This is a genomic window from Micromonospora sp. NPDC051924, from assembly GCF_055586005.1.
This window is the reverse complement of the sequence record NZ_JBVJJA010000002.1, coordinates 163,987-177,651: the sequence shown is the minus strand read 5'-3', so window position 1 is coordinate 177,651 and position 13,665 is coordinate 163,987. Positions and strand designations below refer to the sequence as shown.

Sequence of the window (13,665 nt, the reverse complement as noted above, 5' to 3'; positions counted from 1 at the left end):
TGAGCGTGAAGATCCTGCACACGTCCGACTGGCACGTCGGCAAGGTGCTCAAGGGGCAGTCCCGCGCCGAGGAGCACAAGCAGGTCCTCGCCCAGGTGATCGAGATCGCCCGGACCGAGCGACCCGACCTGGTCATCGTGGCCGGCGACCTGTACGACACCGCCGCCCCCACCCCGGAGGCGACCCGGCTGGTCACCCGCGCGCTGACCGCGCTGCGCCGGACCGGGGCGGACGTGGTGGCGATCGGCGGCAACCACGACAACGGGCAGGCCCTCGACGCGCTGCGCCCGTGGGCCGAGGCGGCCGGCATCACGCTGCGCGGCAGCGTGCGGGACAACCCGGCCGAGCACGTCATCGACGGGGTCACCGCCGGCGGCGAGCGCTGGCAGCTCGCCGCGCTGCCCTTCCTCTCCCAGCGGTACGCGGTCCGCGCCGTGGAGATGTACGAGCTGACCCCCGCCGAGGCCAACCAGACGTACGCCGACCATCTCGGCCGGGTCCTCGCCCGGCTCGCCGAGGGCTTCGCCGAGCCGGACCGGGTGCACCTGGTCACCGCCCACCTCACCGTGGTCGGGGCGAGCACCGGCGGCGGCGAGCGGGACGCGCACACCGTGCTGGGCTACGCGGTCCCCGCCACCGTCTTCCCCGGCACCGCGCACTACGTGGCGCTGGGCCACCTGCACCGCTCCCAGCGGGTGATCGGCCCCTGCCCGATCCGCTACAGCGGCAGCCCCCTCGCGGTCGACTTCGGCGAGCAGGAGAACGTCGGCTCGGTGACGATCGTCGAGGTCACCGCGACGACCGCCGCGCAGGTCCGGGAGGTGCCGGTGCCGGGCGCGGTGCCGCTGCGCACCGTCCGGGGCACGCTGGCCCAGCTCGCCGAGCTCGACGCCCCCGAGGGCTGGCTGCGGGTCTACGTCCGCGAGCAGCCCCGCGCCGGGCTGCGCGAGGAGGTGCAGGAGCTGCTGCCCCGCGCGTTGGAGATCCGGATCGACCCGGAGCTGCTGCCCGCCCCTGGCAGCGGCACCCGCACCGCGCAGCGGGCCGGCCGCTCGCCGCGCGAGCTCTTCGCCGACTACCTGGGCAGCCGGGGGCACGCCGACGAGGGCGTCCAGGAACTCTTCGACGAGCTGCTCGAGGAGGTGGATCACTGATGCGGCCGATGCGGCTGGATATGGCGGGCTTCACCGTCTTCCGCGAGGAGACCACTGTCGACTTCACCGACGCGGACTTCTTCGCCCTGATCGGGCCGACCGGCTCCGGCAAGTCGACGGTGCTCGACGCGATCTGCTTCGCGCTCTACGGCACGGTCCCCCGCTGGGGCGGCACCCGGGGGCTGGCCAACGCGCTCGCCCCCTCGGCCACCGAGGCCCGGGTGCGGCTGGTCTTCGAATCCGCCGGCGACCGGTACGTGGCCACCCGGGTGGTCCGCCGGGACGGCCGGGGCACGGTGAAGACCGCCAACGCCGGGTTGCAGCTGATGCCGCCCGGCTTCGACGTGACCAAGCTCGACACCGGGCTCAGCCCGGAGGACCTCGGCGAGGTGGTGGCCGGCACCCCCGCCGAGATGGAACAGGCGGTGCTGGACGCGGTCGGCCTGCCGTACGAGCAGTTCACCAGCTGCGTGGTGCTGCCGCAGGGGCAGTTCGCCGACTTCCTGCACGCCAAGCCGGCCACCCGGCAGCAGATTCTGGTCAACCTGCTCGGCCTCGGCGTCTACGAGGAGGTGCAGAAGAAGGCCACCGAGCGCGCCGGCCAGGCCGAGGCGAAGCTGGAGACGGTCGACAAGATGCTCGGCGGGCTCGCCGACGTCGACGACGAGACCCTCGCCGGGGTTCGGCAGCGGGTCGACCGGATGCGCGAGCTGGCCGGGGCGGTCGCGGCCGCCGTACCGGAGCGGGACCGGGCCCGGGCGACGGCGCGGGAGCAGGCGGCGGCGCTCGCCGCGCTCGACGCGGAGCTGGCCGTGCTGGCCGGGGTCCGGCCGCCGGACGGGACCACCGAGCTGGCCCGGGCGGTGGCCACCGCCCGCACGGCGGCGGACGACGCCGCGGCGGCGGTCGGGCTGGCGGAGGACCGCGAGGAGAAGCTGCGCGGCGAGCTGGCCGCGGCCGGCGACGAGAGCGCGCTGCGCCTGCTGCTCAAGGCGCACGCCGACCGGGAGCGGCTGACCGGCGAGGTGGCGACCGTACACACGGCGGTGACCGCGGCGCAGGCCGAGCACGACGCGGCGGCCGGCGCGCTCGCCGACGCCCGGGCCGCCGCCGAGCGGGCCGTGGCACAGCTGGAGGCGGCGTTCCGGGCGCACGAGGAGGCCAAGGCCACCGACCAGGCGGTGGCGCTACGGGCGCACCTGGTCGACGGCGGCGCGTGCCCGGTCTGCGAGCAGGTGGTCCTCCGGGTGCCGGCGGTGCCCGCGGAGTCGGCGGTGGCCCGGGCGATCCAGGCCGGCAAGGTGGCCCGGACGGCCAGCGAGGCGGCGAAGCGGGTGGTGCAGGAGCGCGACGCCGCCGCCCGCGAGCTGGACCGGGCGCTGCTGCGCGCCCGTGCCGAGCACGACCAGCTCCGGGCCCGGCTCACGGAGCTGGACACGCAGCTCGCCGACGCCGCCGCGCCGGAGACGCTGCGGGAGGCCCTGGCCGAGCACGCCCGGCTGCGCCGCGCGCTGGAGGAGGCGGCCGGCGCGGTCCGGACCGGCCGGGACGCCGCCCGCCGGGCCCGGGGCGCGCTCGACGGGGCGGAGGAGCGGCTGCGCCGCGCGTGGCGGGACTTCGACGCCACCCGGGACGGGCTGGCCCGGTTCGGCCCGCCCGCCGCCGATCGCGACGACGTGGCCGCCGCCTGGACCGCCCTCGCCGGCTGGGCCGGCGACCAGGCCGGGCGGCGGCGGGCGGACCGGGACGGGCTGGTCGCCGCGGTCGACGCGGCGCAGGCCGCGGCCGGCGAGGTCGAGGAGCGGATCGCCGGGCTGTTCACCGCCGCCGGGCTGGACGGGGCGGGCGACCCGCTGCGGGACGCGGCGGTGGCGGTGGAGCGGGCCGAGGCGGAGCTGCGCCGGCTGGAGGAGCGCCGCGAGCAGGCCGCCGAGCTGCACGAGCAGCGGGCCGGGCACGAGCGGGAGGCCCGGGTCGCCCGGGCCCTGGCCGGGCACCTGCGGGCCAACAACTTCGAGCGCTGGCTGCTGGCCGAGGCGCTGGACCTGCTGGTCGACGGCGCGTCGCGGATCCTGCGCGAACTCTCCAACGGCCAGTACGACCTGGTGCACGACAAGGGCGAGTTCTTCGTCGTCGACCACCACGACGCCGGGCTGCGCCGGGGCGTGCGCACGCTGTCGGGCGGGGAGACGTTCCAGGCCTCGCTGGCGCTGGCCCTCGCGCTCTCCGAGCAGCTCGCCGGCATGTCCACCACCGCGGCCAGCCTGGAGTCGATCGTCCTCGACGAGGGCTTCGGCACCCTGGACGCGGCCACCCTGGACACCGTCGCGGCGACCCTGGAAAATCTGGCCGCCCGGGGCGACCGGATGGTCGGCGTGGTCACCCACGTGCCGGCGCTCGCCGAGCGGATCCCGGTCCGCTTCGAGGTCCGCAAGGACGCGCGTACCGCCCGGGTGGAACGGACCGGCCTGTGAGTCAGCCTCGGTTCTTCGTCGACGCGTGGGACCCGGCGTACGGGGCGTCGTTCGAGGCGGCCGGCGGGGGCGGGCCGGCGGCGCCGAGCAGCGCCCAGGTCGACGCCGACGTCGAGCTGCCGGCCACCGACTGGCGGGCCGTCGGGGCCCGGCCGGACCTGGCCGCGCCGGACGTGGTGCTGCTGGTCGACGGGGTGCGCCGGATCGACGCCAGCGTCTGGACGGCCGAGGACGACGGCGGCTCGTACCCGGGCATCGCCGCCTCGTACGCCGCCGGGGTGGTCCGCTGCGACCTGGACCGCGGCGCGGCGGAGCTGGCCGGGGCGAAGGTGGGTCGAGGGCTGTTCACCGCCAGCCCGTCCATGCAGGACGTGCTGGCCGGCTCGATCCGCTACCCGGTGCACCGGGTCGGCGGCACCGGTGAGCTGAGCAAGCTGCCGGCCGCGGTGCAGGCGCCGCTGACCGCGCTGGAGGTGGCCGTCTCCGACGCGGTACGCACCGACGGTGACCTGCTGGTGGTGGACGGGCCGCTGCGCAGCCGCCGCAACCTGCCCCGCACCCTCGGCTACATCAAGACCCAGCACAGCCAGTACCTGGACGCCCGGCTGACGGCGGTGGTCACCGGGCTCGCGCCGGGCCAGCGCTGCCCGGTCTTCCGGCTGGGCACCGCGTGGGGCGGCTACTCCTGGTACCTGCGGCTGCCGGTCGCCGGCGGCGCGCCCTGGGCGGGCATCGTCCGGATGGAGTGCTCGGCCGAGTTGACCGAGGCCGAGGCGATCGAGCTGGCGGACCTCTCCCTGGTCACCCTCCCCCGGTTCGCCTCCAGCCCGTACAAGGACCCGCGCGCCCCGCAGAACCTGATCCCGATCGCCGGCCTGGAACGCCGGCTGCGCGGGCTGCTCGGCGACGCCCGCCTGCTGCACCGGGTGCTGACCGGGGCGGCCCGGGGGATCCGCCGCTGATGGGCCGCCGGCGCGGCGCCGACCGGGTGGTCGAGCAGGTCGACACCGGGCGGGCCGAGCTGGCGCCGGACCCGGACCGGGCGGGCTCCTGGACGCTGCTGCTCGACGGCGCCCCGCAGTCGCACGTGGACCTGACCGACCCGACGCACCTGGAGTTCGAGTACGTGCGCCGGCTGGCCGCCGCAATCGACCTGGTCGCCCCGCCCGGCGCCCCGCTGCGGGTGCTGCACCTGGGCGGCGGCGCGCTGACCCTGCCACGCTACGTGACCGCGACCCGGCCCGGTTCCACCCAGCGGGTGTCCGAGGTGGACGGCGCGCTGGTGGACCTGGTCCGCCGGGCGCTGCCCTGGCCGAACGACCCGCGGCTGCGGGTCCGGGTGGCCGACGCCCGGGCCACGCTGACGTCGAGCCGGGACGCCAGCTACGACGTGGTGGTGGCCGATGTCTTCGCGGGCGCCCGCACCCCGGCCCACCTGACCTCGGTGGAGTACGCGGCCGAGGTGGCCCGGGTGCTCCGGCCGGACGGGTCCTACCTGGCCAACATCGCCGACGGCCCGCCGCTGCGGCACGCCCGCGCCCAGGTCGCCACGGTGCGCACGGTGCTGCCCCGGGCCTGCCTGATAGGCGACGCGGCGGTGCTGCGCGGCCGGCGCTACGGCAACCTGGTGCTGGTCGCGTCCCGGGTCGAGCCGCCGGTGCCGGAGCTGACCCGGCGGGCCGCCGGGGACTGGTTCCCCGGCCGGGTGCTGGCCGGCGGTGAGCTGGACCGGTTCGCCGGGGGCGCCCCGGTGGTCGGGGACGCGGACGCCACCGACTCCACCCCGCCGCCGCCCGGAACTTTTTCCGTGCGTCGTTGATCCGCTCGGCTGACCGCTCCGTATCACCGGGCGGCCACGCCCGTGGGGGCCGGCTGATGTCATCGGACACCCGGAGGTCTGCATGCATGCGGTGGCGGCCGGCTGGCACGGCGATGCGGCGAGGCCCGAGTGGATGTTCGCCCGGGCGGAGCCCCAGTCGCGCGCGTCCAGGTCGGGCCGCGGGGTCGACGCCCGGTCCGGGGATCGCCAGAATGACCCGGTGACGCCGCGACCGGCGCCCGGGCGCCACGCGGCGTCCACCGAGGCCAGTCACTCCGACCAGCTGATCCGGCTGCTCTACGCGGAGCACGCGGGGCCGCTGCTGATGTTCGTGATGCGGCTGACCGGCGGTGACCGCCAGCGCGCCGAGGACATCGTGCAGGAGACGCTGCTGCGGGCCTGGCGCAACGCGCACCGGCTGGGCGTCCAGGGCCAGGGCTCGCTGCGCCCGTGGCTGGTCACGGTGGCCCGGCGGATCGCCATCGACGAGCACCGCAGCGAGCAGGCCCGCCCGGCGGAGACGTACGACCGGGACCTGACCGCGTTCGCCGAGGCGGACAGCACCGACCGGGTGCTGCGCACGATGACGGTGGCCGACGCGCTGCGTACCCTGAGCCAGTCCCACCGGGAGATCCTGGTGGCGACGTACTTCCGGGGGCGTACCGTGCCCGAGGCGGCCGAGGAGCTGGGCCTTCCGCTCGGCACCGCGAAGTCGCGCGTCTACTACGCGCTGCGCGCCCTGCGCACGGCTCTGCAGGAGAGGGGGGTGACCGAATGAGCCGGGCAGACCACATGGACGTCGCCGCGTACGCGCTCGGCGTGCTGGATCCGCAGGACGCGGAGCGGTTCGAGGAGCACCTCGCCACCTGTTGGGCGTGCGCCGCGGAGCTGGAGACGATGGTCCCCGTGGTGGGGCTGCTCTCCGGCATCGACGGCGAGACGATGACGGCGCTGGAGCAGACCCACACGGACCCCGCCCTGCTGGACCGGACGCTGATGGCGGTCCGCCGGGACCGGCGGCGGACCCGGCTGCGGCAGCTCCTGGTGGCGGCGGCGGCCGTGGTGGCCTTCGGCGCGTTGACCGGGGTCGGCTTCGCCACGGTCTTCCACGACGACCGGCAGTTCCAGCAGGCCGACCCGGCACCGACAGTGCCCACCGCCGCCCCCTCACCCGAGCCGAGCGGCACGGGTATCGGGATCGGCGGTCCCGAGCCGATTCCGGGCGAGCAGCACGACGCCACCGACCCGGGCACCGGCGTGGAGACCACCATGTTCCTGGTCACCAAGGAGTACGGCACCGAGGTCAACGTGCGGCTCACCAAGCTGCCCGGCCCGCGTACCTGCCGGCTGGTGGTGGTCCGGAAGAACAACACCAGCGAGGTGGTCTCCACCTGGTCGGTGCCCGGCGGCGGCTACGGGACGAGCACCAACCAACTGCCCCTCGAGCTGACCGCGTCCACCGCCGCCACCCGGGACGACATCGCGAAGATCCAGGTGCAGTCGGTCGACGCGAACGGCGTCGCCACCCCACTGGTGACGGTGGCCGACCTCTGATCCGCCGCACCGCCGGCGCCGGGCAGCGACACCCCGGCGCCGTTCCGGCATGTCCGGACGGGATGGCCCGACGTGCACCCGCACGTGCCGGCGGCCGGAACGGTTCAACCAGTCCACTGTGAAATGGGTCACCCTTCTCCCTTCAACCTTGACAGCGCGCTGCCCGTACTACTCGACGAACTGCCAAGACTGAGGAGGGCACGTGGCACACCTGAAGCGGACGACCGTCATCGTCGCGAGCGCGATGGTCGCACTAACGGCCTGCGCCCCCGCGGGCTACGACGGGGCGAACTCGAGCGCGGCCGAGCCGGTCGCCGTCGCCGCGGCCGAACCCACCGCGACGGCCGAGCCGGAGGCCTCCGCGACCGCGGACGCCCCGAGCACCGACCAGGGCGCACCCTCGGCCGACGTACAGCTCACCGACCAGTTGATCGGCAAGAAGGTCCCCCGGATGGGCAACGTCGTCACCGACCAGGACGGCTGGGTCCTCTACCGCTTCGACAAGGACTCGGCCGACCCGCCGCAGTCCAACTGCGTGGACAAGTGCGCCCAGGTCTGGCCGCCCGCGCTGACCGACGGCAACCCTCAGCTGCAGGGCATCTCCGACGACAAGGTCGGCACGGTCACCCGCCAGGACGGCACCCGGCAGCTCACCATCGCGGGCTGGCCGGTCTACCGCTACATCGGTGACAAGAAGCCCGGCCAGTGGAAGGGCCAGGGGGTCGGCGGCACCTGGTGGGTGATCGACCAGAACGGCAAGAAGAACCTGACCTGCGTGCCCACCGGCACCCCGAAGCCGGTCGCCCCGCCGGCCAGCGGTGACTCGGGCGGCTCGGACGGCGGCGGCTACTCCTACTGACGCCGCAGGGACACGGTGGCCGGTCGCAGCCGGGGAGGGCGCGGCCGGCCACCGTCGTGAACCCGGACGCCGGGCGCACCGGCAGCGCCCGGCGTCCGGCGCGCGCCGCCTCGTGGCAGAGTGTCCGGGTGACCTCCCCCGCCGCCCGCCGGACGGTGCGCCCTCCGGCCGGCTACCGACTGGCCGCGTCGGTACGCGGGCTCACCTTCAGCCCGTACGATCCGTGCGCCCGGGTCGCCGCCGGCACCTTCTGGTGGGCCAGCCGCACCCCTGCCGGGCCGGCCACCCTCGCGCTGCGGCCCGAGGCGGGCGAACTGGTCGCCGAGGGGTACGGGCCCGGCGCGGACTGGGTGGTCGACCGGGCCGACGCGGTGGCCGGGCTGCGCGACGACCTCACCGGCTTCACCGAGCTCGCGGCCGCGCATCCCCTCGTCGCCCGGCTGGCCCGCGAGCACCACGGCCTGCGGATGCCGGCCACCGGGCTGGTCTTCCCCCGGGTGCTGCGGGCCGTCTTCGAGCAGAAGGTCACCGGCAAGGAGGCCTACCGGGCGTATGCGGCGACCGTCCGGCACTTCCGGGAGCCGGCACCCGGTCCGCTGCAACCGCTGCTGCTCCCGCCCACGGCGGCGGCCGTGGCGGCCACCCCGTACTGGGTCTTCCACCCGTTCGGCGTGGAGCAGCGGCGGGCCGACACGCTGCGCCGCGCGGCCGCCGTCGCGGACCGGCTGGAACGCTGCGCCGACGCCGCGGAGGCCACCCGCCGGCTCACCGCGATCCCCGGCATCGGGCCGTGGACCGCCGCCGAGGTGGTCCGCGTCGCGTACGGCGACCCGGACGCGGTCAGCGTCGGCGACTACCACATCCCCAACACGGTGGCCTGGGCGCTCGCCGGGGAACCGCGCGGCGACGACGCCCGGATGCTGACCCTGCTGGAGCCGTTCCGGGGCCACCGGGGGCGGGTCTGCCTCCTGCTGGAGGCCGCCGGCATCCAGGCGCCCCGGTACGGCCCCCGGGCGAGTATCCGCTCCTTCGCCGCCTACTGACCGGCGCAGATCCGGCGCAGCGTACGCCCCAGCCACCAGGCGTAGCCGGCCTGGACGACCCGGGTGAGCGGCCCGGCGGCGCGGGTGTACCAGCGGGCCGGCCGACTGAACGCGGTCACCTCGAAGAAGATCCCGTCCGCCGACCGGCGGACCAGGAACGCCTCCTCGCCGATCTCCGGGTGCCCGGGCAACGTGCCGTACCCGAAGCCGGCACGGTCCGGCTCGTCCAGTGCCCAGACCACCTCGGTGGGCCCCCAGATCCGCAGCGGCCCGAGCCCGAGGCCCGGGGTGACCCGCACGCCCGCGTCGGCGCGCGGCGCGTCGGTGCGCATCACCACCCCGGCCGCCCGGTGCAGCCGCCAGCCGAGCACCGCGTCCGCCGCGTCCGGGAAGCAGCCGTCCGGCAGCCGAACCCGGTGGCGCAGGTGGTGGTAGCCGGCCGGCAGGCGTCCGTCGCGGGTCGCCCCCACCTCGGCGTACGTCAGCTCGGGCACGGCCACCTCCTCGCGCGGGACACCGCCAGGTTACGGCCGCGAGCGGTGGCCCGCCCGACGCCGGCGCGGCGGGTTGTGGTGGGCTTGCCGGGTGACCGATCAGGTGACCATCGCTTCGGCCGGGGTCGCGGACGCCGGCGAGATCCTCACCGTGCAGCGTGCCGCGTACCTGGTGGAGGCGCAGCGCTACGCCGATCCGTTCCTGCCCCCGCTGACCGAGACCCTGGACGAGGTCCGCGCCGCCCTGGCCGGCCCGACCGTGGTGCTGGCCGCCCGGCTCGGGTCCCGCCTCGTCGGCTCGGTACGCGCCCGGATCGACGGCGACACCGCGCACGTCGGCCGGCTCGCCGTGGCCCCCGACCAGCAGGGCCGGGGCGTCGGCGGCCAGCTGCTCACCGCGATCGAGACGGCCTGCGCCGGCCGGGTGACCCGGTTCGCGCTGTTCACCGGTGCGCAGAGCGCGGCGAACCTGGGCCTGTACGCGCGGCGTGGCTACCGGGTGGTGGCGCACCGGCCGGACGAGAACGGCAACGGCCTGGCGGTGCTGGAGAAGACGCTCGACACGCCGGCCCGCCCGCACGCCTGACCGCCCCGACGCCCGGCTCCCGGCTCGAAACGGATCTCGTCGCCCGACCGGCGCTCCGGCGGTCAGCCCTGCTCGCAGCGGCGCTTGAGCCCGTCGGCCTCCTGCCGCAGGTAGCCGCGAATGGTCCGGCCGATGAGCAGCCCGACCAGCCAGGCGAGCGGGCCGGTCTGCGCCATCACCAGCTCGGCGCGGACCCGGCCGTCGGGCAGCGGGACCACCCGGTGCTCGCCCCGGCTGTGCACGCCCGGACTGTCGGACGCCCAGACGAAGACACGCGGCGGGTCGATCTCGGTGACCCGCCAGATCGCGGGTCGCAGCCGGGGCTGCTCCAGCCGGGCGGACGAACCGAGAGTGAACGGCCCGGGTTCCAGCCGGCGCGCGGCGGTCACCGAGGGGGTCCACTCCGGCCAGCTCTCCACATCGGTCTGCACCGCCCAGACCCGGTCGGCGTCGGCGGTGATCTCGACGGACTCGACGAACCGCATCGGAACTCCCTCCCCCGTGCTCCAGGGTCAGGCTACGCCCGGGATCGACGCCCGGTGATCCCGCGGCGGGTCGGGTTGGCGTCGCGTCAGGCGGCCTCGCGGAGGTCGGCCAGGCCGACCGGGGCGTGCCGGCGGAGCAGCTCCTCCAGCTCGGCCACGGAGCCGACCTCGCCGATGACGTTGGCGCCACCGCCGTGCTCCGGGCGGTAGCGGTGCACCAGCCGGTAGCGGTACCGCCCCCGGATCAGCTGCACGCTGACCCGCCAGCGTCCGCAACACCCGCAGATCCACTCCGGCACGCCGCGAACGGTAACGCTGAGCTGGGGTTTCACCATCCGGGCGGCGAGGACGAACGGGCCGGTGCGGGGACACGCCGCCCGGCACCGGCGGTGATCTGCCTCACGACTGTCGGTGGCGTCTGATTGACTGGTCGCCGTGGACCTGCCGATCAATCCGCCGGTCGAGCCGATGCTGGCCAAGAGCGTGCCCCAGCTTCCCACCGCGCCCGGCATGACGTACGAGCCGAAGTGGGACGGCTTCCGCTGCATCGTCTTCCGGAACGGGGACGAGGTCGAGCTGGCCAGCCGGGGCGGCAAGACGATGACCCGCTACTTCCCCGAGGTCGTCGCGCAGGCGCGCCGCCAGCTCCCGCCGCGCTGCGCGGTCGACGGCGAGCTGATCGTGATCCGCCGCGACGGCCCGGGCGGCCAGCCCCGGCTCGACTTCGAGCTGCTCGCCCAGCGCATCCATCCGGCCGCTTCGCGGGTGAAGCTGCTCGCCGAGACCACCCCGGCCGACTTCGTCGCCTTCGACCTGCTCGCCCTCGACGACGAGCTGCTCACCGACCGGCCCTATCCGGAGCGCCGGGCCGCGCTGGAGAAGGCGCTGGCCAACGTCCGTCCGCCGGTGCACGTCACCCAGATCACCACCGACCCGGAGACGGCCCGGCGCTGGTTCGACGTCTTCGAGGGCGCCGGGCTGGACGGCCTCATCGTCAAGCCGGCCGACCTGCCGTACGAGCCGGGCAAGCGACTGATGTTCAAGGTCAAGCACGCCCGCACCGCCGACGTGGTGGTGGCCGGCTTCCGCTGGCACAAGTCCGGTCCGGTGGTCGGCTCGCTGCTGCTCGGCCTCTACGACGACGCCGGGGTGCTGCACCACATCGGGGTCAGCTCCTCGTTCACCGCCGCCCGCCGCAAGGAGCTGCTGGACGAGCTGGCGCCGTACCGCGACGTCGACGGCGACCACCCGTGGGTGCACGGCGACCACGAGCGCGGGCAGCGCATCCCCGGCGGGGTGAGCCGGTGGACCGGCACGAAGAACCTCGAATGGGAGCCGCTGCGCCCCGAGCTGGTGGCCGAGGTCGGCTACGACGCGATGGAGGGCGACCGGCTGCGGCACACCGCCCAGTTCGTCCGCTGGCGTCCCGACCGCGATCCGCGCTCCTGCCGCTACGACCAGCTCGAGCGCCCGATCCGGTACGACGTGGACCAGGTGCTGCGCGGGGACCCGGCGGCGACCGTCGGCGGCGGGGAGGGCCGGGCGTAGCCTGGCCGTCGACACGATCATGGAAGGCGCCCACGTGACCCGCTTCTCCGACCGGATCCGCCGGGCCCGGCCCGCGCTGGCCGGGTTCGCCGCGGCGGTGGTGCTCACCGCCGGCTGCACCCTGCCGGTGATCGCCCCGCGCACCGCGGGCCAGGGCGAGGCCGCTCCGCCGGGCACCGCCCCGAGCTGGCGCGCCTGCCCGGAGGTCCCCGACGAGCTGGTCGGCCGGGGCGCGCAGGGCATGCGCTACGAGTGCGCCCGGATCGCCGTACCCCGGAACTGGGGCAACGGCGCGGCGACCGGCGCGACGGCCGGGCCCGGCAGCGGGGAGACCTTCGAGATCGCGCTGATCCGGATCCGGTCGGAGCGGCAGCACGACCGGATCGGATCGCTGGTGGTCAACCCCGGCGGTCCCGGCGCCTCCGGCGTGGACACCGCCGTCTACCTCTCCTTCGGCTCCGGGTTCGGCGGCCTGCCGGCCGCGGTGACCGACCGGTTCGACATCATCGGCTTCGATCCGCGCGGGGTGGCCCGGTCCAGCCCGGTGAAGTGCATCTCCGACGCCGACCTGGACGCCAGCTTCGGCTACGACCCGGATCCGCAGAGCCAGGCGTCGTTCGACGGCTTCGCCGACCTCAACCAGCGGATCGGCCGGCGGTGCGGCGACAAGTACGGCGACCAGCTCCCGCTCTACGGCACCGAGCAGGCGGCCCGGGACATGGACGCGGTACGCGCGGCGGTGGGCGACGAGAAGCTGACCTACCTCGGCTACTCGTACGGCACCCTGCTCGGCGCCACCTACGCCCAGCTCTACCCGCAGCGGGTCCGGGCGCTGGTGCTGGACGGCGCGGTGGACCCGCAGCAGAAGCTGATCGCCGGGTCCGAGAGCCAGGCGAAGGGCTTCGAGCGGGCGTTCGACAACTTCGCCCGCTGGTGCGGGGCGAACGCCGGCCGGTGCCCGATCGCGCCGGACGCCCGGGGCGCGGTCGTCTCCGCCATCGACAAGGCCAACGTCTCCCCGGTGCGCGGCAAGGACGGCCGGGAGGCCACCGCGGGCTGGGTGTTCTACGCGGTGATCTCCTCCCTCTACACGGAGACGGGCTGGCAGGATCTGGCCCGGTCGATCGACTCGTTGCAGGGCGGCGACCCGACCGGGGTGTTCAAGCTCGCCGACGCGTACGCGGGCCGCGAGGAGAACGGGCACTACTCGAACCTGTTCGACGCCAACATGGCGGTGAACTGCGCGGACGAGACGGAGAAGCCGTCGATGACGCAGATCCGCCAGCTCCAGTCGCAGTGGCGGGCGAAGTACCCGCTCTTCGGTCCGGCCCTGGCCGTCGGGATGCTCGGCTGCGTGCAGTGGCCCGGCGGGCGCGACCCGTACCCGACCGGCAAGGCGGCCGGCGCGCCACCGATCGTGGTGGTCGGCACCACCGGCGACCCGGCGACACCGTACGAGCAGACCGCCGCGCTCGCCTCGATGCTGGGCGTCGGCCGGGTGCTCACCTGGGAGGGCGAGGGGCACACCGCGTACCCCCAGACCGCCTGCGTGACGAACGCGGTCGACGCGTACCTGATCTCGCTCGCCGTCCCCCGGGAGGGGCTGCGCTGCCCCGCCCGGTGACGGTGCGCGGGCCGGTCAGCCGGCC

At 75.5% G+C, this 13,665-nt stretch carries 14 protein-coding genes; 11 read left to right on the top strand and 3 right to left on the bottom strand.

All coding sequences use genetic code 11. The annotated features are described in order from the left end of the window. Positions 1 to 5 precede the first annotated feature (5 nt). The 8 genes from ACZ6S5_RS02170 (at position 6) to ACZ6S5_RS02135 (ending at position 8,903) form a co-directional block, all read left to right on the top strand. Positions 6 to 1,154, top strand: coding sequence for an exonuclease SbcCD subunit D (locus ACZ6S5_RS02170; RefSeq protein WP_465996980.1), 1,149 nt, complete (start codon positions 6 to 8; stop codon positions 1,152 to 1,154). After that, positions 1,154 to 3,628 (top strand): AAA family ATPase, encoded by a 2,475-nt coding sequence (locus ACZ6S5_RS02165; protein WP_465996826.1) that lies wholly within the window; start codon positions 1,154 to 1,156, stop codon positions 3,626 to 3,628. Before ACZ6S5_RS02170 ends, ACZ6S5_RS02165 begins: the two co-directional genes overlap by 1 nt. Beyond that, positions 3,625 to 4,590, top strand: coding sequence for a hypothetical protein (locus ACZ6S5_RS02160; RefSeq protein WP_465996824.1), 966 nt, complete (start codon positions 3,625 to 3,627; stop codon positions 4,588 to 4,590). Before ACZ6S5_RS02165 ends, ACZ6S5_RS02160 begins: the two co-directional genes overlap by 4 nt. Then, positions 4,590 to 5,447, top strand: a complete 858-nt coding sequence (locus ACZ6S5_RS02155) for a spermidine synthase (RefSeq protein ID WP_465996823.1) — start codon at positions 4,590 to 4,592, stop codon at positions 5,445 to 5,447. The genes ACZ6S5_RS02160 and ACZ6S5_RS02155 overlap by 1 nt, the downstream gene beginning before the upstream one ends. A gap of 82 nt (positions 5,448 to 5,529) precedes the next feature. Further along, complete coding sequence (locus ACZ6S5_RS02150; protein WP_465996821.1) at positions 5,530 to 6,225, top strand: sigma-70 family RNA polymerase sigma factor; 696 nt, start codon at positions 5,530 to 5,532, stop codon at positions 6,223 to 6,225. Continuing rightward, positions 6,222 to 7,001, top strand: a complete 780-nt coding sequence (locus ACZ6S5_RS02145; RefSeq protein WP_465996820.1) for an anti-sigma factor family protein — start codon at positions 6,222 to 6,224, stop codon at positions 6,999 to 7,001. Before ACZ6S5_RS02150 ends, ACZ6S5_RS02145 begins: the two co-directional genes overlap by 4 nt. Before the next feature lie 202 nt (positions 7,002 to 7,203). Further along, on the top strand, positions 7,204 to 7,860 hold the full coding sequence (locus tag ACZ6S5_RS02140; protein ID WP_465996819.1) for a hypothetical protein: 657 nt from the start codon (positions 7,204 to 7,206) through the stop codon (positions 7,858 to 7,860). Positions 7,861 to 7,988: 128 nt separating this feature from the next. Then, positions 7,989 to 8,903 carry a DNA-3-methyladenine glycosylase family protein gene (locus tag ACZ6S5_RS02135; RefSeq protein ID WP_465996818.1) on the top strand — a complete coding sequence of 305 codons (915 nt, stop codon included), beginning with the start codon at positions 7,989 to 7,991 and terminating at the stop codon, positions 8,901 to 8,903. Here the strand turns inward: ACZ6S5_RS02135 and ACZ6S5_RS02130 are convergent. Beyond that, on the bottom strand, positions 8,897 to 9,397 hold the full coding sequence (locus tag ACZ6S5_RS02130; protein ID WP_465996816.1) for a DUF1990 family protein: 501 nt from the start codon (positions 9,395 to 9,397) through the stop codon (positions 8,897 to 8,899). The genes ACZ6S5_RS02135 and ACZ6S5_RS02130 overlap by 7 nt on opposite strands. A gap of 91 nt (positions 9,398 to 9,488) precedes the next feature. On the opposite strand from ACZ6S5_RS02130, the gene ACZ6S5_RS02125 reads away from it, so the two are divergent. After that, positions 9,489 to 9,983, top strand: coding sequence for a GNAT family N-acetyltransferase (locus ACZ6S5_RS02125; protein WP_465996814.1), 495 nt, complete (start codon positions 9,489 to 9,491; stop codon positions 9,981 to 9,983). Positions 9,984 to 10,045: 62 nt separating this feature from the next. On the opposite strand, the gene ACZ6S5_RS02120 is transcribed toward ACZ6S5_RS02125, so the two are convergent. Both ACZ6S5_RS02120 and ACZ6S5_RS02115 read right to left on the bottom strand, forming a co-directional pair. Beyond that, on the bottom strand, positions 10,046 to 10,468 hold the full coding sequence (locus ACZ6S5_RS02120; RefSeq protein ID WP_465996812.1) for an SRPBCC family protein: 423 nt from the start codon (positions 10,466 to 10,468) through the stop codon (positions 10,046 to 10,048). 86 nt (positions 10,469 to 10,554) lie between these two features. Continuing rightward, positions 10,555 to 10,767, bottom strand: a complete 213-nt coding sequence (locus ACZ6S5_RS02115) for a hypothetical protein (RefSeq protein ID WP_465996810.1) — start codon at positions 10,765 to 10,767, stop codon at positions 10,555 to 10,557. A 136-nt stretch (positions 10,768 to 10,903) separates the two neighbouring features. Between ACZ6S5_RS02115 and ACZ6S5_RS02110 the strand changes: the two genes are divergently transcribed. Further along, a complete protein-coding gene (locus tag ACZ6S5_RS02110; protein ID WP_465996808.1) occupies positions 10,904 to 12,016 on the top strand; it encodes an ATP-dependent DNA ligase in 1,113 nt (370 codons plus the stop codon). Between the two features lie 34 nt (positions 12,017 to 12,050). Continuing rightward, entirely contained in the window at positions 12,051 to 13,640 is a 1,590-nt protein-coding gene (locus ACZ6S5_RS02105) for an alpha/beta hydrolase (RefSeq protein ID WP_465996807.1), read from the top strand. Positions 13,641 to 13,665: the final 25 nt, after the last annotated feature.

Coding starts and splice junctions, on each gene's coding strand:
- ACZ6S5_RS02155 (WP_465996823.1), top strand. CDS start 4,590: ATGGGCCGCCGGCGCGGCGCCGACCGGGTGGTCGAGCAGGTCGACACC.
- ACZ6S5_RS02165 (WP_465996826.1), top strand. CDS start 1,154: ATGCGGCCGATGCGGCTGGATATGGCGGGCTTCACCGTCTTCCGCGAG.
- ACZ6S5_RS02145 (WP_465996820.1), top strand. CDS start 6,222: ATGAGCCGGGCAGACCACATGGACGTCGCCGCGTACGCGCTCGGCGTG.
- ACZ6S5_RS02120 (WP_465996812.1), bottom strand. CDS start 10,468: ATGCGGTTCGTCGAGTCCGTCGAGATCACCGCCGACGCCGACCGGGTC.
- ACZ6S5_RS02150 (WP_465996821.1), top strand. CDS start 5,530: ATGCATGCGGTGGCGGCCGGCTGGCACGGCGATGCGGCGAGGCCCGAG.